The organism is Cupriavidus sp. 10L45, from assembly GCF_056395225.1.
Window position 1 is genome coordinate 248,256 of the sequence record NZ_JBFTJC010000008.1, and the last position, 22,467, is coordinate 270,722.

Sequence of the window (22,467 nt, forward strand, 5' to 3'; positions counted from 1 at the left end):
CCGATCAGCCTTCGGCCTGCTTGACCGTGCACATCAGTTCCGCTTCGCAGGCGATTTCGCCGTCCACGGTGGCGCTGGCCTTGAACTTCCAGATGCCGCGAATGTAGCGCTCGACGGTCACGTTCAGGTGCAGCTGGTCGCCGGGGTAGACCACACGCTTGAAGCGCGCGCCATCGATACCCACGAAGTAGTACAGCGCGCCTTCCTTGCGCTCCATATCGGCGCCGAAGGTCAGCAGGCCGGCCGACTGCGCCAGGGCCTCGAGGATCATCACGCCCGGCATCACGGGTTGATCGGGAAAGTGCCCCATGAAGTACGGCTCGTTGATCGTGACGTTCTTAAGCGTCTTGATCCGCTTCTGCGGCTCGAACTCCAGCACGCGATCGACGAGCAGGATCGGGTACCGATGCGGCAGCAGCTTCAGGATCTTGCGGATGTCGATGTCGGATGCGGTCATGATGATTTCTCTTCGTCTTGTTTGGTATTGGACCCGGCGGACTGGCCGCGCAGGCGGCGTTCCAGCGTGACCACGCGCTCGCGCAGCTTGGACAATCCGCGCACGATGGCCGCATTGCGCTCCCACTCGCCATGCGTCGTGAACGGAAACACGCTGGTGTAATGCCCCCCGGGTTTCGTAATCGATTTGGTAATCGAGGTGCCGCCGGACACCGTCGTCCGGTCGGCGATATTCAAATGGCCCGCGAAATTGGCCGACCCGCCAATCACGCAGAAACGGCCGATGCGGGTGCTGCCGGCCACCGCCGCGCAGCCCGCAATGACCGTATGGGCGCCCACCCGCACGTTGTGCGCGATCTGGACCTGGTTGTCGAGCTTGCAGCCCTCCTCGATGACCGTATCGGCCATCGCGCCGCGGTCGATGGCCGTATTGGCGCCCACTTCCACGTCATTGCCCAGCACGGCACGGCCAACCTGCGGAATTTTGACGTATTCCACCCCGGCCGGACCGATGTCCGGCGCGAAGCCAAAGCCATCCGCGCCCACCACCACGCCGCTGTGCAGGATGTTGCGCGCACCCACCACGCAACGATGATAGACGGAAACGTTCGCGTAAATGAGCGTATCGTCGCCGATCTCCGCGCCTGCGCCGATAAAGGCATTCGCCAGGACCCTTACCCGCTCGCCCAGCCGCGCGCCAGCCTCGATCACCACGTTGGGGCCGATAAAGCAGGACGCCGGCACCACGGCATCGGCGGCCACGCTCGCGCGCGGGTCGATGCCAGTGCGCGGATCGGCATTCGCCTCACGGTCGAAGCGCTGCGCCACGCGGGCAAAGCAGACATACGGGTTGCGGGCGACCAGCCAGTTGCGGCCGTCGGCCTGGCCATCGGCGCGAATACGCTCGAGGTCGGCCGGCGAGACGATGACGGCGCTGGCATTGGAGGCCAGCGCCTGCGGCAGGTACAGCGGATTGGACAGGAAAGACAGGTCACCGGGGCCGGCCTGGTCGAGCGGCGCCAGGCCGCGCACGGCGAGGTCGGGATCACCCACAACCTGCGCGCCGTTTTCGGTGGCGAGCTGACCCAGTGTGGGTGTCTGCATGGCGGTACTTCCTTGAAGAACGAGACAGCGACGAACGAGCGCGCGCCGCTTACTTGCTGCCGGCGTTGAGCGCCTTCATCACGTCATCGGTAATGTCGATGCGTGGATTGACGTACACCGCTTCCTGCACGATCAGATCGTACTTGCGCTGCTCGGCAATCTGACGGATCACCCGGTTCGCGCGCTCCAGTACCTGGGCCAGTTCCTCGTTACGGCGCTGGTTCAGGTCCTCGCGGAACTCGCGTTGCTTGCGCTGGAACTCGCGATCGAGATCGGCCACTTCGCGCTGGCGGCGCTGGCGGTCGGAATCGGCCAGCACAGCCGTGTCCTTGTCGAGCTTGTCGGCCATGCCCTTGATCTTCTGGGCCATGTCCTGCAGTTCGCGATCGCGTTTCGAGAATTCCTGCTCGAGTTTGACCTGGGCAGCCTTGGCCGGCTGCGAGTCACGCAGGATACGTTCCGAGTTGACCGCGGCAATGCGTGCCTCCTGAGCCATCGCCGGGGCGGCTACGCACAGGGCCGCTGCGGCCAGCGCTGCGGCGCTCAGGGATTTCATCAGTGGTGTATGGAGTTTCATGAAACAAATCCTTTTTGGGGATCAGAACGCGGTACCGATCTGGAACTGGAATCGCTGTACGCGATCCGTATCGTCCTTCTTCAGCGGGAAGCCCATGCTGACCTTCAGCGGGCCGATCGGCGACAGCCACGACATGCCGAAGCCGGTCGAGTACTTGAGGTCGCTGAACGTAATCGGTGCACCTTCCTGGTACACGTTACCAAAGTCGAAGAACGTGAACAGGCGCAGCGTGCGGTCAACACCCGAGCCCGGCAGCGGGAACACAAATTCCACGTTACCGATCAGCTTGGACGCACCACCCACCGGGTTGCCGTTCTGGTCCTTCGGACCAAGCGTGCTGGTCTGGTAGCCGCGCACCGAGCCGATACCACCGGCGTAGAAGTACTTGAACACCGGGAACGGCGTGTCGCCGTAGCCGTGGCCGTACGCCACTTCGCCGTTGAAGGCCAGTGTAAAGGCCTTGGAGATCGGATAGAAGTACTGCTGCTGGAAGCTGGCGCGATAGTACTGCGTATCGCCGCCCGGCACGCCCACTTCGAGGTTGGCCTGCGTGTATGGACCCTTGGTCGGGATCAGCGCACTGTCGCGACGGTCACGGGCCCAGCCAATCGTGAACGGGAAGTTGTTGATCGGGTCGCCGCTGCTCTTGCCGATCTTGTTCAGCCACGCGGTGTACTGGGTCGGCGTGTTGACGGAGGTATGCACCTCGGTGCGCTCGTAACCGATACCGAAGAACACCGTGTCATTCTCGGAGAACGGCACGCCGAACTTGAAGCCGCCGCCGGCCGAGACGATCTTGTAGTCCTGGTCGCCGGTGTAGTACAGCGGACGGGAGGTACGGTAGTAGATGTCCGTGGAACGGCTGATGCCATCCACCGTGAAGTACGGGTCGTACTGCGTCAGCGAGATGGTCCGGAACGACTTGGCCGTGTTCACGTCCAGGCCCAGGCTGGTACCGGAGCCGAACACGTTGTCCTGGCGCAAGCCGGCCTGCAACACGAGCTTGTCAGTCGACGAAAAACCCAGGCCCAGGCTGATCTGGCCGGTCGGCTTCTCGGTCACGTTCACGTTGACATCCACCTGGTCGGGCGCGCCGGCCACGTCCTCGGTGGTGATATTCGTGTCCGTGAAGTAGCCGGTACGGTTGATACGGGCCTGCGACTGCGTGAGCTTCTCGCTGTCGAACCACGAGCTTTCCATCTGGCGCATTTCGCGGCGCACCACTTCGTCGCGGGTCTTGCTGTTGCCCACCACGTTCACGCGGCGTACATACACGCGGCGGCCGGGGTCGACCATCAGCGTCAGCGCCACTTCGCGCGTTTCCTGGTTGACCTGGGGCTGCGGATTGATAGTCGTGAACGCGTAGCCGTAGGTACCCAGCAGATCCGTGATGGACTTGGTGCTGGCCGTCAGCTTTTCGGACGAGAAGATATCGCCCTTCTTCAGCTGCAGCAGCTTTTCCATCTCGGCCTGCTTGCCGAGCAGTTCGCCGGCCAGGCGGATGTCGGACACCTTGTACTGATCGCCTTCCTTGATGTTCAGCGTCAGGAAGATGTCCTTCTTGTCCGGCGTTATCGAGACCTGCGTGGACTCGATCTGGAACTCCAGGTAGCCGCGGTTCAGGTAGTACGAGCGCAGCGCTTCCAGGTCGGCCGTGAGCTTCTGCTTCGAGTACAGGTCGTTCTTGGTGTACCAGGACAGCCAGTTCGGCGTGGAGAGCTGCATCTCGTCGCGCAGCGTGCTTTCCTTGAAAGCCTTGTTGCCGACGATATTGATCTGGCGGATCTTGGCGACCGGGCCTTCTTCCACGTTGAACACCACGGACACGCGATTTCGGTCCACCGGCGTCACCGTGGTCTGCACGTCGGCAGCGTAGTAGCCGCGCGCCACGTACTGGCGCTTCAGCTCCTGCTCGGCCTTGTCGATCAGGGCCTTGTCGTAGTAGCGCGCTTCAGCCACGCCCACCGCGCGCAGCGAACGGCGCAGCGTGTCCTTGTCGAATTCCTTGATGCCGACGAACTCGAGCTGCGAGATGGCCGGGCGCTCTTCCACCTGGACCACGAGCACGCCCTCTTCGGCGCGGATCTGCACGTCCTTGAAGAAACCGGTATTGTAGAGTGCGCGAATCGCATCGGCGCCCTTGTCGTCGGTGAAGGTCTCCCCGACGCGCACAGGCAGATAGCCGAACACAGTGCCCGGCTCCACGCGCTGCAGGCCTTCCACGCGGATGTCCCTGACCACAAACGGGTCGGCGGCCCAGCCCGCCGGGCTCCAGGCCGCGATAATGGCACTCGTCAGCACGCCCAGCGAGATGCGCTTATGTCTGATCAACGTGAATCCCCTATTCCTCTTCGATTTCATGCAGGGTATTGGCTCCGATGCCGTCCCGACGCCGTCCATGATGACGCCTGGCTTTGCTGACAAGGCCGTCCCCTCCCGACGGGTTCGACGACACCGCCGGGACGCGACCTTCTTCGGCCGACGGCCGGTTTCGGCTACGCGGATCTAGCCGCGCGCAAGAAACAGTCGGCTGACGTCATTGAACAAAGCGAGTGAGGTCAGGAGCAAGATGCACGCGATGCCGACCTTCTGCAGCATCGCCTGCCAGTGATCTGGTACGGGCCTGCCAGTCAAAAATTCCACGCAATAATACAGCAAATGCCCCCCATCCAGAACCGGAATGGGTAACAAATTGAGCACACCGAGGCTGACGCTGACCAGCGCCAGGAAGCTGATAAACGGCTGCCAACCCATGTTGGCGGCACGGCCGGCGTAGTCCGCCACCGTGAGCGGGCCGCTCAGATTCTGCAATGACGCCTGCCCCACCAGCATCTTGCCGAGCAGTTTCAGGGACAGCGTGCTGGTGCTCCAGACCTGGTCGGCTGCCCGCACCACGGCCTGCCACGGCGCGTAGCGGACGATCTCGGTCTGCACCGCCTGGTTCAGCGCGGCGCCCAGCTTGCCCGTGGGGCCTGCCGCCGCCCCGCTGGCGTCCTTCGCACCGTCCGGGGCCGGGGCTGCGTCCAGCTTGACCGGCACATCCAGCCGCTGCCCATTACGTTCTATGCCCAGCGTGACCTGCTCGCCCGGCCGCGCCCGTACCGCGCGGATCAGCTCGCTCGCCTGCGTCAGGGGCTGGCCCTGCCATGCCACCACACGGTCGCCGGCCTTCAGCCCAGCCCGCTGCGCCGCCGAATCCGGCACGATTTCCGTAATCGTAACCGGCCCGCCCTTCAGGTACAGGCCGAGCGTGGCCAGCGGGTCCTGTTCGGGATTGCCGCCGGTATTGGGCAGGCGAGGCAGCCGGATGTCGCGCTCGGCCCCATCGGTGCCGCGCACGCGCAGCACGGCGCTGGCGTCGCCAAAACCTTCGGCGAACACGGCCATGCGGAGGTCATTCCAGGACTGGACCGGCTCGGTCCGGTCGTTGGCGGTCAGCGACAAAACGCGGTCGCCGTCCCGCACACCGGCCTGGGCAGCCACGGTGCCGGCCGCGGGGGTTGCCACCAGGGGTACCGGCTCGCGCATGCCGCCGGCGAACAGCACTATATATAGAAGGATGGCCAGCGCAAAGTTGGCCACCGGCCCGGCTGCGACGATCACGAAGCGCTTGCCCACCGGCTGCCGGTTGAACGCGCGCGGCAGGTCTTCCGGGGGGATGGGGGGATCGGTCTCGGGGTCCCGCTCGCGCTCGTCGAGCATCTTGACGTAGCCGCCCAGGGGGATCGCAGCGAGCGTCCACTCGGTGCGGTCAGGCCCCTTGCTGGTCCAGCGCGCCAACGACCGGCCGAAGCCGATCGAGAACCGCAACACCTTGACGCCGCACGCGCGAGCGGCCAGGTAGTGCCCCATCTCGTGCACGAAAATCAGAATGCACAGGGCGACGACGAACGCAATTACGGTCTGCATGACAAATCACCCTCTCCAGAGCTAGCCGCACCGAGGCGCGACGGCGCTACCTACTTAGCGGCTGGCCAGCCGCGTCAGCAATGCCTGCGCGGCACGCCGTGCCGCAGCATCGGCCGCCAGCACGCCTTCGAGTGTCTCGGCCGAGCCAGACTGCGGCTGCTCGAGCACGCCGGCTACCACGCGGGCAATATCGGTAAATCGGATCGCCCCGCCGAGGAAGGCCTCCACGGCCACCTCGTTCGCGGCGTTCAGCACGGCGGGGGCTAGCCCGCCCGCGCGCAATGCATCAAAGGCTAGCCCCAGGCAGGGGAAGCGATCAAGGTCAGGAATCTCAAAATGCAGGCCGCCGGCGACGGTCAGGTCGAGCGGGCTCACCCCGGAGTCGATCCGCTCCGGGTACGCCATGCCATAGGCGATGGGCGTGCGCATGTCGGGGTTGCCAAGCTGGGCGAGCACCGAACCATCGGCGTACGCCACCATCGAATGAACGATGCTTTGCGGGTGGATCAGCACCTCGATCTTGTCCGCCGGAGCGCCGAACAGCCAATGGGCCTCGATGACCTCGAGCCCCTTGTTCATCATCGTGGCGGAATCCACCGAGATCTTGCGGCCCATCACCCATTTGGGGTGGGCGCAGGCCTGATCGGGCGTGATGTCGTGCAAGGTGGACGGATCACGCGTCCGGAACGGGCCACCCGACGCGGTTAGCAGCACCTTGGACACGCCCGCGCCGTAGCGCGGGTCGCTGGTCGGCAGGCACTGGAAGATCGCGTTGTGTTCACTGTCGATGGGCAGCAGCGTGGCGCCGTGCTCGCGCACCGCGTCCATGAAGATGGCGCCCGACATGACCAGCGATTCCTTGTTGGCCAGCAGCACGCGCTTGCCCGCCCGTGCGGCGGCGAGCGAGGAACGGAGCCCGGCCGCGCCGACGATGGCGGCCATCACGGCATCGGTGCCGTCATCGGCGGCGATCGACTCCAGCGCGGCTTCGCCGTAGCTGACCTCGGTCTTTACGCCGGCATCGCGCAGCAGCGTCTCGAGCTGGCGTGCCGCATCGGCGGAGCCCACCACGGCACGCGCCGGGCGGAATTCCACGCAGGCCGCTGCCAGCTTCTCCACCTGACGGTGGGCGCTCAACGCATGCACGGTGTAGCGGTCCGGATGCCGACGCACTACGTCGAGTGTGCTTTCGCCGATGGAGCCCGTGGCGCCCAGGATGGTAATGCGTTGCATAGGAACCAGATAACCAAATTCAGATTGTGATCACATCCAGGCCAGCAGCAGCGCCGCCAGCGGGAACACCGGAATGAGCGCGTCGATGCGATCGAGTACGCCGCCGTGCCCGGGCAGCAGCCGGCTGCTGTCCTTCTTGCCGATCTGACGCTTGAGCAGCGACTCGAACAGGTCGCCGATAACGCTGGCCRCCACGAGCAGCGTGGAGAGGCCGATCATCAGCCCCAGCCCACCCTGATCGGCGACGCGCGAAAACCAGGTCGGTGCGAAGGCATGGGTGGTGCCAAGCGCCACGGCCACGATCATCACCAGCAGCCAGCCGCCAATCGCACCCTCCCAGGACTTGCCCGGGCTGATGGTCGGCGCCAGTTTGCGCTTGCCGATGGCCTTGCCGACGAAATAGGCGCCGATATCGGCCGCCCAGACCAGCACGGCCGCCGACAGCAGTACCGCGATGCCTTCGGCCCGCAGCACCATCACGGCGTGACCGAACGCTGGCAGCATGATCAGCCCAAGGATGGCGCCAAGCACCGTGAACCCCGGCGTCGCCTTGCGCACGCCCCGTGCCAGCAGCACCAGCGCCACGCCCCAGGCCACCAACGCGGCGGCCAGCAGGAAATGGATGGCACGGCGTTCGGGCGCGTCATGGAAGTAAATCAGCACCAGCAGGCAGGCCACCGCGTAGACGTAGGGCCAGAAACGGCGCAGCCCGATCAGTCGCCCGAACTCCCATCCGGCCAGCAGCACGATCACGGCGATCAGCCCCGCCAGCCACATCACGGGCGCCAGGAACAGGATCGGCAGGATCAACAGCAACAGGCACAGGGCGGTGATGACGCGGGTGATGAGCATGCGCTGCGGTTTCCTTTGAAGGTGGGATCAGGACAGGCCGGTCGCGGCGAGCCGCTCAGGCCGTACCAGACAGACCGGGCGCCACCAGTTGGGCGCTGGTCCGGCCAAAGCGCCGCTCGCGCTGCCGGTACGAGGCGAAAGCCTTGTCCAGCTCGGCGGCGTCGAAATCGGGCCAGTAGGTATCGGTGAAGTACAGCTCGGAATACGCGAGCTGCCATAGCAGGAAATTGCTGATGCGCTGCTCGCCGCCGGTGCGAATGAACAGGTCCGGCTCGGGCGCATAGGACATCGCCAGGTGCGGCGCCAGCACAGCCTCGTCGATGGCATCCGGGTCGAGCATCGGCGAGCGGGCCAGCATCTTGCGCATGGCCTGAAGCAGGTCCCAGCGGCCGCCGTAGTTCGCGGCGATGGTCACCGTCAGGCCGGTATTGCCGGCGGTGCGGGCCTCCGCATCGCGGATCAGCTGCTGGATGCGCGGGCTGAAGCGCCCGAGGTCGCCCACCACGCGCACGCGGATGTCATTGGCATGCATCTTGACCACCTCGCGGCGCAAGGCGGTCATGAACAGGCGCATCAGGAACGACACCTCATCCGCCGGACGGCGCCAGTTCTCCGAACTGAACGCGAACAGCGTGAGGAACTGCACGCCGCGGGTGGCACAGGCCTCCACCACCGCGCGTACCGCGTCCAGGCCACGGCTGTGGCCTGCCACGCGGGGCAGATGACGCTGGGTCGCCCAACGGCCGTTGCCATCCATGATGATGGCAACGTGGCGGGGCACGTAAGTGGTATCGGGAACGCCGAGCGTCGAACTGATGTGCTGCATGGATTCGCGGACGGGGACGGAGCCGGCGGGGTTCCCGCCGGGCGGCCGTCAGACCGTCATGATCTCCTTTTCTTTTTCGGCCACGAGCTTGTCGATCTCGGCCACGAACTTGTCCGTCAGCTTCTGGACTTCATCCTGGCCGCGGCGCTCGTCGTCCTCGGAAATGGTCTTGTCCTTGACGAGCTTCTTGAACTGCTCCATGGCGTCGCGGCGCAGGTTGCGCACGGCCACCTTGGCACCTTCGGCCTCGCCCTTGACCACCTTCGTCAGCTCCTTGCGGCGCTCTTCGGTCAGTGCGGGCATCGGCACACGGATGGTTTCACCCATGGTGGCCGGGTTCAGGCCCAGGTCGGCGTCGCGGATGGCTTTTTCCACCGCGCCCACCATCTTCTTCTCCCAGGGCTGCACGCTGATCGTGCGCGCATCGGCCAGGCCGACATTGGCCACCTGGCTGATCGGCACCATCGAGCCGTAGTAGTCCACCTGGACGTGATCGAGCAGACCGGTGTGGGCACGACCGGTACGAATTTTCGCCAGATCGGCCCTGAAGGCTTCGATCGACTTCTGCATCTTCTGCTCGGCGCTCTTCTTTGTGTCGGCGACGCTCATGTTTACCTCCGGAAATCAGCCAGACAGGATCCCGCCGGACGGGATCGAAAATGAATCATTCTACTCTCAGGCCGGGCCGAATCCGCATTGTGACGCGGCCCGCCGTCGTCATACGTGCACCAGCGTACCTTCGTCTTCGCCGAGGATCACGCGCTTCAGCGCACCCGGCTTGACGATGGAGAACACCTTGATCGGCAGCTTCTGGTCGCGGCACAGCGCGAAGGCCGTGGCGTCCATGACCTGCAGGTTGCGCGAGATGGCCTCGTCGAACGTGATGGTGGTGTAGCGCGTGGCGCTGGGGTCCTTCTTGGGGTCGGCCGTGTACACGCCGTCCACCTTGGTGGCCTTGAGCACGACTTCCGCGCCGATTTCCGCGCCGCGCAGCGCGGCGGCGGTGTCGGTGGTGAAGAACGGGTTGCCGGTGCCGGCCGCGAAAATCACGACCTTGCCCTCTTCCAGCTGGCGGATGGCGCGCGGGCGGATATAAGGCTCGACCACCTGGTCCATGCGCAGCGCCGATTGCACGCGGCCTTCGATATTCGCGTGGCGCATGGCGTCCTGCAGGGCCAGCGCGTTCATCATGGTGGCCAGCATGCCCATGTAGTCGGCCGTGGCACGGTCCATGCCGGCGGCGCCGCCGGCCACGCCACGGAAGATGTTGCCGCCGCCGATGACCACGGCGACCTGGACGCCCAGCTTCACGATCTCGGCAATGTCGTTGACCATGCCCTCGATGGTGGCGCGGTTGATGCCGAAGGCATCGTCGCCCATCAGGGCCTCACCGGAAAGTTTAAGTAGGACGCGCTTGTAGGCTGGCATGTTCACCCTCGGGCTGGTTCTTGATCGCTCGTTCGAACGGATGGATTGGCGCGCGCGAGCCGGGCTGCCGGGGCTTGTGACCCCGGCTTGGCTCAGGGCCGCGCGGACATACGGAATTGCGGGACAGCTCGAAGCCGGTTTTCGCTGTCATCTGCCGGCATCGTTACGCGAACCTCGCCCAACATGCAGGTGACTGCGGAAATCGACTGATACAGCCGCGGCGCCCGGCATTCTGCCTGACGCGCTTGTGCAGAGGGGCACCTTGCGGCGCCCCTCGGCATTATACGGTGGCGGAATCGGCCCTTAACGAAAAAGGCCGCTCCCCCACCCTGACGATCAGCCCTTCTGGGCGGCAGCCACCTGGGCGGCCACTTCAGCAGCGAAGTCGTCCTGCTTCTTCTCGATGCCCTCGCCCACCACGTACAGGGTGAAACCCTTCACCGTGGTGTTGACGGCCTTCAGCATCTGCTCGACGGTCTGCTTGTCGTTCTTCACGAACGGCTGGTTGAACAGCGAGACTTCCTTCAGGTACTTCTGGACCGAGCCTTCGACCATCTTGGCGACGATCTCGGCCGGCTTGCCCGACTCGGCAGCCTTCTGCTCGGCGATGCTGCGCTCCTTGGCGATCAGCTCGGCGGGCACCTGGTCCGACGACAGCGACACCGGCTTCATGGCGGCCACGTGCATGGCCACGTCCTTGGCGGCGGTTTCGTCGCCGTCGAACTCGACCATCACGCCGATGCGCGTGCCGTGCAGGTACGACACCAGCTTGCCGCCATTGGCGTAGCGGGTGAAGCGGCGGATCGTCAGGTTCTCGCCGATCTTGCCGATCAGCGCGGCACGGGTGGTTTCCACCGACACGCCGTCGATTTCCAGCGCCGACAGGGCAGCCACGTCAGCCGGGTTCTGCTTGGCGATCAGTTCGGCGACCTTGGCCGAGAAAGCCAGGAAGTCGTCGTTCTTCGACACGAAGTCGGTTTCGCAGTTCAGCTCGACCAGGACGCCGGTCGTGCCGTCGATGTACGAGGCCACCACGCCTTCGGCGGTCACGCGCGACGCAGCCTTGCTGGCCTTGTTGCCCAGCTTGACGCGCAGCAGCTCTTCAGCCTTGTCCAGGTCGCCATTGGCTTCCGTCAGGGCCTTCTTGCATTCCATCATCGGCGCGTCGGTCTTCGCGCGCAGTTCTGCAACCATGCTTGCGGTAATTGCCGCCATTTGTCACTCCTTGATTGGTTCGGGCCGATGTCCCGCCTGCTTCCGGGACACCCGCCGGTGTCTGATCAACTTGGGTCCGGCTCACCCGCGGCGAATCGTATTCGCGGCGGATGACAACAAAGTCAGTTTCAGCTTGCGGCGCACTGCGTTTCGCAGTTTGCAAAAAGGGGGCGCCAGAAGTGCCCCCTTTTCCATGTGCCGCAAGGCGGGCGCCGGCGGCCGGTGTACCCCGGCCTCAGGCGCCAGCGGGCAATCAGCCTTCCTGGACTTCGACGAATTCGTCGCCGCCACGTGCAGCTTCCACCACTTCCTGAACCGCATTGGCGCGGCCTTCCAGGATGGCGTCGGCCACGCCGCGCACGTACAGGGCCACGGCCTTGCTCGAGTCGTCGTTACCCGGGATCACGTAATCGATGCCTTCCGGCGAGTGGTTCGTGTCAACCACGCCGATCACGGGGATGCCCAGCTTGGCGGCTTCCGTCACGGCGATCTTGTGGTAGCCCACGTCCACCACGAAGATGGCGTCAGGCACGCCGCCCATGTCCTTGATGCCGCCGATGGACTTTTCCAGCTTGGCCATCTCGCGCTCGAACATCAGCGCTTCCTTCTTGCTCATGGTGTCCAGCGCGCCGGCTTCCTTGGCGGCTTCCATGTCCTTCAGGCGCTTGATCGAGATCTTGACGGTCTTGAAGTTCGTCAGCATGCCGCCGAGCCAGCGGGCGTCGACGTAGGGCATGCCAGCGCGGCCAGCTTCTTCAGCCAGGATTTCGCGCGATTGACGCTTGGTACCCACGAAAAGCACGCTACCGCGGTTTGCTGCCAGTTGACGCACGTACTTCATCGCGTCCTGGAACATCGGCAGGGTCTTTTCGAGGTTGATAATGTGGATCTTGTTGCGATGACCGAAGATGAAGGGGGCCATCTTCGGGTTCCAGAAGCGGGTTTGGTGGCCAAAGTGGCAACCGGCTTCCAGCATTTCGCGCATAGTCACGGACATGAGAGGTACTCCAATAGGGTTAGGTCTGAAGTCCGCCCCGACATTCCTGAAAAGGAACACCCCGGATGGGCGGACCAGCGATTTACTAATAAAATTTGCTTCCCGACCCGCCACCGGCATCAGCCAGCAGCAAGTCAGCCCGCGATTGTAGCAACAAAATGGCGTCGGGCTCAAGCCCTGTCTGGCCCCTCGCGCACCCGCCAGCCCGCCAATTCTTGGCCCGGGCGCCGCCAAATCCCTGCTTTCGGGGCGCGATGGTGCGATAATCCCACTTTGCGAATCGATTACCGGCGCGGCCCGCGGCCCCGCCGTCACTTATTTCTGGCGAAGCAGCATGAGCATCCACCTGAATACCGCCGAAGACATCGCCCAAATGCGCGTGGCTTGCCGCCTTGCCTCCGAGGTCCTCGACTACATCACGCCCCATATCGTCCCCGGAGTGACCACGGGCGAACTCGACAAGCTCTGCCACGCCTATATGCGTGACGTGCAAGGCACCGTGCCGGCGCCGCTGAACTACGCGCCGCCGGGCTACCCGCCCTTCCCCGGCGCGATCTGCACCTCGGTCAACGACGTGATCTGCCACGGCATTCCGGGCGACCGCGTGCTCAAGAGCGGCGACGCGGTGAATCTCGATATCACCGTAATCACGAAGGAAGGCTATTACGGCGACACCAGCCGCATGTTCATCGTGGGCGAGGGTTCGATCCTGGCCAAGCGCCTGGCGCAGGTTACCTACGAGTGCATGTGGAAGGGTATCCAGCAAGTGCGCAATGGCGCACGCCTGGGCGATATCGGCCATGCCATCCAGGTGCACGCCGAAGCTTCCGGCTACAGCGTGGTGCGCGAGTACTGCGGCCACGGCATCGGCAAGGTGTTCCACTCGGACCCGCAGGTGCTGCACTATGGCCGCCCCAACACGGGCACCGAGATCAAGTCCGGCATGATCTTCACCGTCGAGCCGATGATCAACGCCGGCAAGCGCGACATCCGCACCATGCCCGACCAGTGGACCGTGAAGACGCGTGACCGCAGCCTGTCCGCGCAGTGGGAGCACACCGTGCTGGTGACGGACACCGGCTTCGAGGTGCTGACGCTGTCGGCCGGCTCGCCCGTGCCGCCGGCCTTCATTACCGAACCCGTCGCGGCCTGACGCCGCGTTGACCGCCAGGGCGCCGACCGCGGCGCCCTTTCTACTTCCAGCCGTGCCCGCGACCCACACCGCCCCCACCATGGACACCACGCCGGAACTCCTGCTTTGCCAGCGCATCCGCGACAAGCTGCGCGCCGACAAGCAAGCGCTCTTCGCCGAATTCGACGCGCACAATCAGGTCAATCCGCTGGTCACGCGGCTGCGCCGTGCCGTGGATGCCGCGTTGATCGATGCCTGGACCGGCCTGGAGTTGCCCGCCAGCGCCGCGCTGGTGGCGGTGGGTGGCTATGGCCGTGGCGAGCTGTTCCCGCATTCCGACGTGGACGTGCTGCTCCTGCTGCCGGCCGAGCCGGACGCGGAGATGGCGGGCAAGCTGGAGCGCTTCATCGGCCTGTGCTGGGATCTGGGACTCGAGATCGGCTCGTCGGTACGTACCGTCGACGACTGCCTGCGCGAGGCGGCGGGCGACATCACCATCCGCACCTCGCTGCTCGAAGCGCGCCTGCTGATCGGCAACAAAGCACTGTTCGCCGACATGCACCGGCGCTATCTGGCGGACCTCGACGCCGCCGACTTCTTCCAGGCCAAGCTGCTGGAAATGCGCCAGCGCCACGCCAAGTACCAGGACACGCCCTACGCGCTGGAGCCCAACTGCAAGGAAAGCCCGGGCGGCCTGCGCGACCTGCAGGTCATCCTGTGGATGACGCAGGCGGCGGGCCTCGGCGACAGCTGGAAGGAATTGTTCGAGCGCGGCCTGCTGACCGAGCGCGAGGCGCAGGAACTCACCCGCAACGAGCGCCTGCTGCGCACGATTCGCGCACGGCTGCACCTGCTGGCCGGCCGCCGGCAGGACGTGCTGGTGTTCGACCTGCAAACCGCGCTGGCCGAGTCCTTCGGCTATCGGCAGACCACGCACAAGCGCGCCAGCGAACAGTTGATGCGCCGCTTCTACTGGGCCGCCAAGGCGGTGACGCAGCTCAACAGCGTACTGCTGCTCAATATCGAGGCGATGCTGTTTCCGAGTGAATCGAAGGTCACACGCGTGATCAACGACCGCTTCGTGGAACGCCAGGGCATGCTGGAAATCACCAGCGACGACCTGTACGAGCGCGATCCGCACGCAATCCTGGAGACCTTCCTGCTCTACGAGCGCACGCCGGGCGTGAAAGGCATCTCCCCCCGTACGCTGCGCGGGCTCTACAACGCGCGCACGGTCATGGACGCGAGCTGGCGCAACGATCCCGAGAACCGCCGCCTGTTCCTGGCCATCATGCAAGAGCCGCAGGGTATCACCCACGCGCTGCGGCTGATGAACCAGACCAGCGTGCTGGGCCGCTACCTGATCAATTTCCGGCGCATCGTCGGCCAGATGCAGCACGACCTGTTCCACGTCTACACCGTGGACCAGCACATCCTGATGGTGGTGCGCAATATCCGCCGCTTCGCCATCGTCGAGCACACGCACGAGTTCCCGTTCTGCAGCCAGTTGATGGCCAGCTTCGACCGCCCGTGGGTGCTCTGGGTGGCCGCGCTGTTCCACGACATCGCCAAGGGCCGGGGCGGGGACCACTCCAAGCTCGGCACCGTCGATGCGCGCCGCTTCTGCAAGCAGCACGGCATTTCGCGCGAGGACACCGACCTGATCGCCTGGCTCGTCGAGCATCACCTGACCATGAGCCACGTGGCGCAGAAGCAGGACCTGACCGATCCGGACGTGGTCAAGGCCTTCGCCGGCGTGGTGGGCAATGAACGCTACCTGACCGCGCTCTACCTGCTGACCGTGGCCGATATCCGCGGCACCAGCCCCAAGGTGTGGAATGCCTGGAAGGGCAAGCTGCTCGAAGACCTGTACCGCATCACCCTGCGCGTGCTCGGCGGCGCGCAGCTCGACCCGCATTCGCTCTGGGCCCAGCGCCGGGACGACACCATCGCCCAGTTGCGGCTCAAGGCGTTCGACCCCGAACTGGGCAGGCCGCTCTGGGACAAGCTCGACGTCTCGTTCTTCCTGCGCCACGATGCCCGCGACATCGCCTGGCTCACGCGCCATCTGTTCAACAAGGTGGATAGCGACGCGGCGGTGGTCAAGGCACGCATCTCGCCGGCTGGCGAGGGCCTGCAGATTGCCGTCTACGTCAAGGACCAGCCTGACCTCTTCGCGCGCATCTGCGGCTATTTCGAACGAAAGGCGTTCTCGATTCAGGACGCCAAGATCCACACCACACGCCACGGCTACGCGCTGGACACCTTCCAGGTGACCGACCCTGGCCTGGCGGGCGACTATCGCGACATCCTCGCGTTGGTCGAACACGAACTGGCGGAACGGCTGCGGCTGGAGTGCCCGCTGCCCGATCCGGCGCAGGGCCGGCTGTCGCGCCAGTCGCGCAGCTTCCCGATCAAGCCCCGCGTGGACCTGCGGGCCGACGAGCGCGGGCAGTTCTACCTGCTGTCCCTGTCCGCCAACGACCGAACCGGCCTGCTCTACGCGATCGCCCGCGTACTGGCCCAACATCGCGTGTCCGTGCATTCGGCGCGCATCAACACCCTGGGGGAGCGCGTCGAAGACGTGTTCCTGGTCGATGGCAGCCGTCTTGCCGCCGACAACCGATTGCAGATTCAGCTTGAACAGGATTTGCTCGACGCGCTAGCCATCTGATGGCAATGCGGGTCGGGCAAACGCAACGATATGACAGACAGCAAAACGCCCGGCCGCAAGACGCTGGGCATCAAGACCGCCACGTCCACCTCGGACGCGCCGCGCAAGCCCACCCGCCCGGTGCGCGTCTCCGACCTGAACCGCAAGCGCGTGCAGGACGTGGTGACGGGCATCAAGGAGGCGCGGGAACGCGCGGGCGAGCGCAACAAGCGCAAGGCCGCTCCCGCCGAGGGCGCCGCCCGGCCTGATCGGGCGGATCGTGGAGAGCGCCCGGCGCGCCCTGCCCGTCCGCGCCCCGAGGGGGATCGGCCGCCGCGCCGCTATGGCGACGACGAGCGACGCCCGCCGCAGCGTGGTTTCAGCGGCGATGACCGCCGTCCGCCCCAGCGTGGCGCCGGTGGCGACGACCGTCCGCCCCGCCCCCGTCGTTTTGGTGACGACGAAGCCCGTCCGCCGCGCCGCTATGGCGATGACGAACGCCGCCCGCCGCAGCGTGGCTTCGGCGGCGATGATCGCCGTCCGCCCCAGCGCAGCTTCGGGAACGATGATCGCGGTGCGCCGCGTCCCCGCCGTTTCGGCGATGACGAGGCCCGCCCGCCGCGCCGTTATGGCGATGACGAGCGCCGCCCGCCGCAACGTGGCTTCGGCGGCGATGATCGCCGTCCCCCGCAACGTGGCTTCGGCGGCGACGACCGCCGCCCGCCCCAGCGCAGCTTCGGCAACGATGATCGCGGCGCGCCGCGTCCGCGCCGTTTCGGTGACGATGAAGCCCGCCCGCCGCGCCGGTATGGCGATGACGAGCGCCGCCCGCCGCAGGGTGGTTCCAGCGGCGATGACCGCCGCCCCCCGCAACGCGGCTTCAGCGGCGACGACCGCCGTCCCCCGCAGCGTGGTTTCAGCGGCGACGACCGCCGTCCGCCCCAGCGCAGCTTCGGCAATGACGACCGCGGCGCGCCGCGTCCGCGCCGTTTCGGTGAGGACGAAGCCCGCCCGCCGCGCCGTTATGGCGATGACGAGCGCCGTCCGCCGCAGCGTCGTGCCGATGGCGATGACGCGCGCCGTCCTGCCGCGCCGACCCGTCGCTTCAGCGACACCGCCGATCGTGCGCGCCCGGTGCGACCCGAGCGTCCGGCGCCCCGCGCCGAGGCGCGCGAGCCGGTCCGGCAGCAGGCGGAGGCCAACGACGACGGTCTCATCCGCCTGTCCAAGCGCATGTCGGAGCTGGGCCTCTGCTCGCGCCGCGAGGCCGACGAGTGGATTCCGCGTGGCTGGGTGCACGTGGACGGCAAGGCCGTGACCGAACTGGGTTCGCGCGTCCGCCCCGACGCCGAGATCGAGATCCTGCAGGCCGCCCGCTCCGAACAGGGCGAGCGCGTGACCGTGCTGATCAACAAGCCTGTCGGCTATGTCTCAGGTCAGGCCGAAGACGGCTACGAGCCGGCCGCCGTGCTGTTCGCGCCCGAGAACCAGTGGGCCGAAGACCCCACCCGCAAGCGTTTCCAGCCGTGGCAGCGCAAGAACCTGGCCCCGGCCGGCCGTCTCGATATCGACTCCACCGGCCTGCTCGTGCTGACGCAGGACGGCCGCGTGGCACGCGCGCTGATCGGCGACGACTCGAATGTGGAGAAGGAATATCTGGTCCGCGTGGTCTGGGAATCGCCGGAAGGTCCGGTCGAGCGAGACATCAGCACCGTGTTTCCGGCCGAGGAGATCGAGCGGCTGCGCCACGGCCTGTCGCTCGACGGCGTGCCGCTGAAGCCCGCCAAGGTGAGCTGGCAGAACGAGGAGCAGCTGCGCTTCGTGTTGCGCGAAGGCCGCAAGCGCCAGATTCGCCGCATGTGCGAGCAGGTTGGCCTGCGCGTGGTGGGCCTGAAGCGCGTGCGCATGGGCCGCATCGTGCTGGGCGACCTGCCGCCGGGCCAGTGGCGCTTCCTGGGGGCGTTCGAGAAGTTCTGACGTCAGGTTGCGCCTCCCTCGCCGGCAAGCGGTGAGGGAGGCCAGCCGCCTCAATCGTCGTAGTTCGCCGGCAGCTCCGGGAACAGCACCTCGGTGAAGCCGAAGCGCGTGAAGTCCTTCACCCGCATCGGGTACAGCACGCCGATCAGGTGGTCGCACTCATGCTGCACCACGCGCGCATGGAAGCCATCGGCCACCCGCTCGATCGGGTTCCCCATCGGGTCGAATCCCGAATACTTCAGTCGGGCATGGCGCGGCACCACGCCTCGCAGCCCCGGCACCGACAGGCACCCTTCCCAGCCCTCTTCCATCTCGTCGGAGAGCGGTTCCAGCACCGGATTGATCAGCACCGTCTTCGGCACCATCGGGGCGTCCGGATAGCGCGGGTTGCTGTCGAAGCCGAAGATCACCACCTGCAGGTCCACGCCAATCTGCGGCGCGGCCAGGCCGGCGCCGTTGGCGTGCGCCATCGTGTCGAACATATCGTCGATCAGCACGCGCAGCTCGGGCGTGTTGAACGCAGTCACGGGCCGCGCCACCTGCGTCAGGCGCGAATCTCCCATCTTCAAAATGTCACGGATCATTGCGCGTCCTCCGGTTGTGCGCCCGTGGCGTCGGCCAGTAGCGCCAACATGCCATCCTCGTCGATCACCGCCACGCCGAGCGCCTGCGCCTTTTCGAGCTTGCTGCCCGCCTCGGCGCCAGCCACCACGTAGTCGGTCTTCTTCGACACCGAGCCGGCCACCTTGGCGCCGGCCGCTTCCAGCCGCGCCTTGGCGTCCTCGCGCGAAAGCGTCGGCAGCGTGCCGGTCAGCACGAAGGTCTTGCCGGCCAGCGGCAGCGGCGCGCGGGCCGCAGGCTCGCTCTCCGGCCAGTGTACGCCGGCGGCGCGCAGCTGCTCGACCACCTCCACGTTGTGCGGCTCGCCCAGGAAGTTGGCGATCGACTGCGCCACCACCGGCCCGACGTCGTTGACGTCGAGCAGCGCGGCCTCGTCGGCGGCCAGCAGGTTGTCCAGCTTGCCAAAGTGCTTGGCGAGATCCTTGGCCGTGGCCTCGCCCACGTGGCGGATGCCCAGCGCGAAGATAAAGCGGTTCAGCGTGGTGCTGCGCGACTTGTCGATGGCGGCCACGAGGTTCGTCGCCGACTTGTCGGCCATCCGGTCCAGCGCGGCCAGCTTGGCTACGCCGAGCTTGAAGAGGTCCGCCGGGGTGCGGACAATGCCCAGATCGACCAGTTGCTCCACCACCTTGTCGCCCAGGCCCTCGATGTCCATCGCACGGCGCTGGGCGAAGTGCAGCAGCGCCTGCTTGCGCTGCGCGGCGCAGATCAGGCCGCCGGTGCAACGGGCGATGGCCTCGTCCTCCAGCCGCTCCACGTGCGAGCCGCACACCGGGCAGGTGGTCGGCATGACGAACGCGCGCGCGTCAGCCGGGCGCCGTTCCAGCACCACGGCCACCACCTCGGGAATCACGTCGCCGGCTCGGCGCACGATCACCGTATCGCCGATATGCACATCCTTGCGACGGATCTCGTCCTCGTTGTGGAGCGTGGCGTTGGTCACGGTCACGCCGCCCACGAACACCGGCGCGAGCCGCGCCACGGGCGTGATGGCGCCCGTGCGGCCCACCTGCACCTCGATGTCCTCGACGGTCGTCGTCATCTCCTGCGCCGGGAACTTGTGCGCCAGCGCAAAGCGCGGCGCGCGCGAGACGAAGCCAAGCTGCTCCTGCTCGGCAATCGCGTTGACCTTGTAGACCACGCCGTCGATGTCGTACGGCAGCTGGTCGCGGCGCGCGCCAATATCGCGATAGAAGGCCAGCAGGCCCTGCGCCCCCTTCACCACCTGGCGCTCGGTGCAGACCGGCAGGCCCAGCCCGGCAAAGCCGTCGAGCATTACGCTGTGGGTGGCGGGCCGGTCCGCGCCCTGCAACTCGCCGATACCGTAGGCGAAGAAAGACAGCGGGCGCTTGGCCGTGATGCGCGGATCGAGCTGCCGCAGGCTGCCGGCGGCCGCGTTGCGCGGATTGACGAAGGTCTTCTCGCCGGCCTCGGCCTGGCGCGCGTTGAGCTTGTCGAACTCGGCGCGGTACATGAAGACCTCGCCGCGCACTTCCAGCACGGCCGGCGCCTTGCCGCGCAGCTTCAGCGGAATCGCCTTGATGGTTCGCACGTTGACGGTCACATCCTCGCCGGTCTCGCCGTCGCCGCGCGTGGCGGCCTGCACGAGCTTGCCGTCCTCATAGCGCAGCGACATGGCCAGACCGTCGAACTTCAGTTCGCAGGCGTATTCCACGGCCTGATCGGTCGCCTCGGCGGCGCTGAACAGGTCGTCAGCCGGCGCGGGCGCGGCGGCGGTCCGGCCCAGCCCCTGGGCGCAGCGGCGGTCGAAATTGACGACGTCCTCGTCGGCGAAGCCGTTGTTCAGCGACAGCATCGGCACGCGATGCCGCACGGAGTCGAACGCGGACAGCGGCGCGCCGCCCACGCGCTGCGTGGGCGAATCGTCGGTCAGCAAGTCGGGATGCTCGGTCTCCAGCGCCTGGAGTTCGCTGAACAGCGCATCGTACTCGGCGTCCGGAATCGACGGATCATCGAGCACGTAATACTGGTAGGCGTGGCGATCGAGTTCATCGCGCAGCCATTGCACGCGCGCGGTGGCGGCGGCGTCGGCCGGCAACGCGCCGGGGGGCGCGGAGGCCGGAGCCTGCGCGCCCTGAGTCTTGGCGGTCATGGCAGGCTTCCTTACAGGCTGAACAGGCGCTGGGCCGCCGATGAGCCGGCGGGCATGCCGCGCGCCTCGAGCTTCTCGTACAGCTTTTCGAGCTGGGCGAAGATCGCCACGAACGAAGCCTCGGTCAGCGGCCGCATGTTGTCGTCCACGAGCTGGGCGCCCATGCGCTGGGCGAGGCTGTAGCCGTACTCGCACACGGTCTTGAACGGCTTGACGGCCTGCGCGGCCTGCGGCACGTCCAGCAGCAGCGTGATCTGGCGGCCGGCGTTGACGGTCAGGTCATCGCGCAGGAAGTTCGTGTCGCCGAACTGCAGCGTGAACAGCGGCTTCTGCACGCCATCGGCGCCCGGTTCATAGCGGATGAAGCGCGTGCCGTCGCGGGACAGCACCAGCCCGTCCTGCGTGGCCACGGTCTGCACATAGGCGGCCGACCACGGCGCGCCATCGGAAATCACGTTCACGCCAAGCTGCACGTCGGCGCCGGCGGCAAAGCCGTCCAACTCGCGGGCGTTGGCGACGGTCTCGGTCATGTCGGGGAGGTCTGCCGATGCATCGAGCGCCTCGGCCAGCGCCTCCACGGCATTGACGAATTCGGAGAACTCCAGCGCGTTCAGCGGGCCGCTGCGGTTGGCCAGCTGCACGGCGACCTGGATGTCCTCGTACTGGTGGCCGGCAGTCACCGGCTCCCAGGCGTTGGCTTCGGCACGCAGGCCCTCGATATGGACCTGCTTGGTCCCGGCGCGGCGCAGCCGGCCCGTCAGCGGCAGGATGCGGTCGCCAGACGCCTTGCGTTCAAGGTGCATCGGCACGATGCAGTCGATCAGCGGGTCGATCACCGCCTGGGCCGGCTGGCCGTCCATCCCAGCGGGGGCGGCCTCCGGGGCGGCGGGCTTCGGCGCGGGCGCCGCCACGGTGGCGGTTTGGGCCTGATCGCTGTCCTCGTCGGCTTGCTCATTCCGGCTGGCAGGCTGCGCCATGGCCGGCGATGCCGCCACGGCCACTTCGTCGGCGACGATCTCGTCCGCATCGGCCGAACCTGCGGCTGCATGCGCGGCGGCGGTGGCAGTGGCTACCTCGGCGTCGTGCTTCGACTCCTGCCGGGTGGCTGGCTTCACCTCAGGCCTGGCCATCTTGCCAGCCTCGCCTAGCGTGGGCTCGCGCCGGGCGATGTGCTCGGGCGGCAGCTCCTGCAGCTTGGCGGCCGTCTCGGGATGCACGGTCTTGCCCACCACCGGCTCGCGCATGGGCGGCAGGTCGTCGTCAGGCATCAGCGGCCGCACGCGGCGCGCCTTGTGGATCTGCCAGCGGTTGTACGCCACCAGCAACAGCAACAGGATGACACCGGCGATGATCAGAGCGTTTTGCAGTTCCATC

The 22,467-nt window shown here is 66.4% G+C and carries 18 protein-coding genes; 3 read left to right on the top strand and 15 right to left on the bottom strand.

What is annotated here, in order from left to right; all coding sequences use genetic code 11:
* Window positions 1-4: 4 nt before the first annotated feature.
* The 12 genes from fabZ to rpsB form a co-directional block, all read right to left on the bottom strand.
* Window positions 5-457 carry a 3-hydroxyacyl-ACP dehydratase FabZ gene (gene fabZ / locus AC1DFU_RS16520; protein WP_092297643.1) on the bottom strand — a complete coding sequence of 151 codons (453 nt, stop codon included), beginning with the start codon at window positions 455-457 and terminating at the stop codon, window positions 5-7.
* Window positions 454-1,560 (bottom strand): UDP-3-O-(3-hydroxymyristoyl)glucosamine N-acyltransferase, encoded by a 1,107-nt coding sequence (gene lpxD, locus AC1DFU_RS16525; protein WP_092297640.1) that lies wholly within the window; start codon window positions 1,558-1,560, stop codon window positions 454-456. Before lpxD ends, fabZ begins: the two co-directional genes overlap by 4 nt.
* Window positions 1,561-1,609: 49 nt before the next feature.
* Complete coding sequence (locus AC1DFU_RS16530) at window positions 1,610-2,137, bottom strand: OmpH/Skp family outer membrane protein (RefSeq protein ID WP_092297637.1); 528 nt, start codon at window positions 2,135-2,137, stop codon at window positions 1,610-1,612.
* A 21-nt stretch (window positions 2,138-2,158) separates the two neighbouring features.
* Window positions 2,159-4,498 carry an outer membrane protein assembly factor BamA gene (gene bamA / locus AC1DFU_RS16535; RefSeq protein WP_369823500.1) on the bottom strand — a complete coding sequence of 780 codons (2,340 nt, stop codon included), beginning with the start codon at window positions 4,496-4,498 and terminating at the stop codon, window positions 2,159-2,161.
* Window positions 4,499-4,642: 144 nt separating this feature from the next.
* On the bottom strand, window positions 4,643-6,046 hold the full coding sequence (gene rseP / locus AC1DFU_RS16540; RefSeq protein ID WP_092297631.1) for an RIP metalloprotease RseP: 1,404 nt from the start codon (window positions 6,044-6,046) through the stop codon (window positions 4,643-4,645).
* A 54-nt stretch (window positions 6,047-6,100) separates the two neighbouring features.
* A complete protein-coding gene (gene ispC, locus AC1DFU_RS16545) occupies window positions 6,101-7,279 on the bottom strand; it encodes a 1-deoxy-D-xylulose-5-phosphate reductoisomerase (RefSeq protein WP_092297628.1) in 1,179 nt (392 codons plus the stop codon).
* Between the two features lie 30 nt (window positions 7,280-7,309).
* Window positions 7,310-8,131, bottom strand: coding sequence for a phosphatidate cytidylyltransferase (locus AC1DFU_RS16550; RefSeq protein ID WP_477159866.1), 822 nt, complete (start codon window positions 8,129-8,131; stop codon window positions 7,310-7,312).
* Window positions 8,132-8,186: 55 nt separating this feature from the next.
* Window positions 8,187-8,957, bottom strand: a complete 771-nt coding sequence (locus tag AC1DFU_RS16555) for an isoprenyl transferase (protein WP_092297622.1) — start codon at window positions 8,955-8,957, stop codon at window positions 8,187-8,189.
* 48 nt (window positions 8,958-9,005) lie between these two features.
* On the bottom strand, window positions 9,006-9,566 hold the full coding sequence (gene frr / locus AC1DFU_RS16560) for a ribosome recycling factor (RefSeq protein WP_092297619.1): 561 nt from the start codon (window positions 9,564-9,566) through the stop codon (window positions 9,006-9,008).
* A 108-nt stretch (window positions 9,567-9,674) separates the two neighbouring features.
* Window positions 9,675-10,385 (bottom strand): UMP kinase, encoded by a 711-nt coding sequence (gene pyrH, locus AC1DFU_RS16565; RefSeq protein ID WP_092297616.1) that lies wholly within the window; start codon window positions 10,383-10,385, stop codon window positions 9,675-9,677.
* Window positions 10,386-10,721: 336 nt separating this feature from the next.
* Window positions 10,722-11,600, bottom strand: a complete 879-nt coding sequence (tsf, locus tag AC1DFU_RS16570) for a translation elongation factor Ts (protein ID WP_092297613.1) — start codon at window positions 11,598-11,600, stop codon at window positions 10,722-10,724.
* Between the two features lie 253 nt (window positions 11,601-11,853).
* Window positions 11,854-12,597 carry a 30S ribosomal protein S2 gene (gene rpsB, locus AC1DFU_RS16575; protein ID WP_092297610.1) on the bottom strand — a complete coding sequence of 248 codons (744 nt, stop codon included), beginning with the start codon at window positions 12,595-12,597 and terminating at the stop codon, window positions 11,854-11,856.
* Between the two features lie 334 nt (window positions 12,598-12,931).
* Here rpsB and map point away from each other — a divergent pair, with 334 nt between their 5' ends.
* The 3 genes from map (at window position 12,932) to AC1DFU_RS16590 (ending at window position 18,359) form a co-directional block, all read left to right on the top strand.
* The gene (gene map / locus AC1DFU_RS16580; protein ID WP_092297607.1) at window positions 12,932-13,750 is read left to right on the top strand and encodes a type I methionyl aminopeptidase; all 819 of its coding nucleotides are present in this window, start codon (window positions 12,932-12,934) and stop codon (window positions 13,748-13,750) included.
* Window positions 13,751-13,829: 79 nt separating this feature from the next.
* Entirely contained in the window at window positions 13,830-16,403 is a 2,574-nt protein-coding gene (locus AC1DFU_RS16585) for a [protein-PII] uridylyltransferase (RefSeq protein WP_092297604.1), read from the top strand.
* A gap of 30 nt (window positions 16,404-16,433) precedes the next feature.
* Window positions 16,434-18,359, top strand: coding sequence for a pseudouridine synthase (locus AC1DFU_RS16590; protein WP_441590801.1), 1,926 nt, complete (start codon window positions 16,434-16,436; stop codon window positions 18,357-18,359).
* Window positions 18,360-18,409: 50 nt separating this feature from the next.
* Here the strand turns inward: AC1DFU_RS16590 and def are convergent, their stop codons facing one another.
* The 3 genes from def to AC1DFU_RS16605 are packed head-to-tail and all read right to left on the bottom strand — an operon-like array spanning window position 18,410 to window position 22,466.
* Window positions 18,410-18,943: a peptide deformylase gene (gene def / locus AC1DFU_RS16595; RefSeq protein WP_092297601.1), complete on the bottom strand. Its 534-nt coding sequence runs from the start codon at window positions 18,941-18,943 to the stop codon at window positions 18,410-18,412.
* A complete protein-coding gene (ligA, locus tag AC1DFU_RS16600) occupies window positions 18,940-21,093 on the bottom strand; it encodes an NAD-dependent DNA ligase LigA (protein ID WP_092297598.1) in 2,154 nt (717 codons plus the stop codon). The genes def and ligA overlap by 4 nt, the downstream gene beginning before the upstream one ends.
* A gap of 11 nt (window positions 21,094-21,104) precedes the next feature.
* Window positions 21,105-22,466 carry a cell division protein ZipA C-terminal FtsZ-binding domain-containing protein gene (locus tag AC1DFU_RS16605; protein ID WP_441590799.1) on the bottom strand — a complete coding sequence of 454 codons (1,362 nt, stop codon included), beginning with the start codon at window positions 22,464-22,466 and terminating at the stop codon, window positions 21,105-21,107.
* Window position 22,467 lies beyond the last annotated feature (1 nt).

Coding starts and splice junctions, on each gene's coding strand:
- fabZ (WP_092297643.1), bottom strand. CDS start 457: ATGACCGCATCCGACATCGACATCCGCAAGATCCTGAAGCTGCTGCCG.
- lpxD (WP_092297640.1), bottom strand. CDS start 1,560: ATGCAGACACCCACACTGGGTCAGCTCGCCACCGAAAACGGCGCGCAG.
- AC1DFU_RS16530 (WP_092297637.1), bottom strand. CDS start 2,137: ATGAAACTCCATACACCACTGATGAAATCCCTGAGCGCCGCAGCGCTG.
- bamA (WP_369823500.1), bottom strand. CDS start 4,498: ATGAAATCGAAGAGGAATAGGGGATTCACGTTGATCAGACATAAGCGC.
- rseP (WP_092297631.1), bottom strand. CDS start 6,046: ATGCAGACCGTAATTGCGTTCGTCGTCGCCCTGTGCATTCTGATTTTC.
- ispC (WP_092297628.1), bottom strand. CDS start 7,279: ATGCAACGCATTACCATCCTGGGCGCCACGGGCTCCATCGGCGAAAGC.
- AC1DFU_RS16555 (WP_092297622.1), bottom strand. CDS start 8,957: ATGCAGCACATCAGTTCGACGCTCGGCGTTCCCGATACCACTTACGTG.
- frr (WP_092297619.1), bottom strand. CDS start 9,566: ATGAGCGTCGCCGACACAAAGAAGAGCGCCGAGCAGAAGATGCAGAAG.
- pyrH (WP_092297616.1), bottom strand. CDS start 10,385: ATGCCAGCCTACAAGCGCGTCCTACTTAAACTTTCCGGTGAGGCCCTG.
- tsf (WP_092297613.1), bottom strand. CDS start 11,600: ATGGCGGCAATTACCGCAAGCATGGTTGCAGAACTGCGCGCGAAGACC.
- rpsB (WP_092297610.1), bottom strand. CDS start 12,597: ATGTCCGTGACTATGCGCGAAATGCTGGAAGCCGGTTGCCACTTTGGC.
- map (WP_092297607.1), top strand. CDS start 12,932: ATGAGCATCCACCTGAATACCGCCGAAGACATCGCCCAAATGCGCGTG.
- AC1DFU_RS16585 (WP_092297604.1), top strand. CDS start 13,830: ATGGACACCACGCCGGAACTCCTGCTTTGCCAGCGCATCCGCGACAAG.
- AC1DFU_RS16590 (WP_441590801.1), top strand. CDS start 16,434: ATGACAGACAGCAAAACGCCCGGCCGCAAGACGCTGGGCATCAAGACC.
- def (WP_092297601.1), bottom strand. CDS start 18,943: ATGATCCGTGACATTTTGAAGATGGGAGATTCGCGCCTGACGCAGGTG.
- ligA (WP_092297598.1), bottom strand. CDS start 21,093: ATGACCGCCAAGACTCAGGGCGCGCAGGCTCCGGCCTCCGCGCCCCCC.
- AC1DFU_RS16605 (WP_441590799.1), bottom strand. CDS start 22,466: ATGGAACTGCAAAACGCTCTGATCATCGCCGGTGTCATCCTGTTGCTG.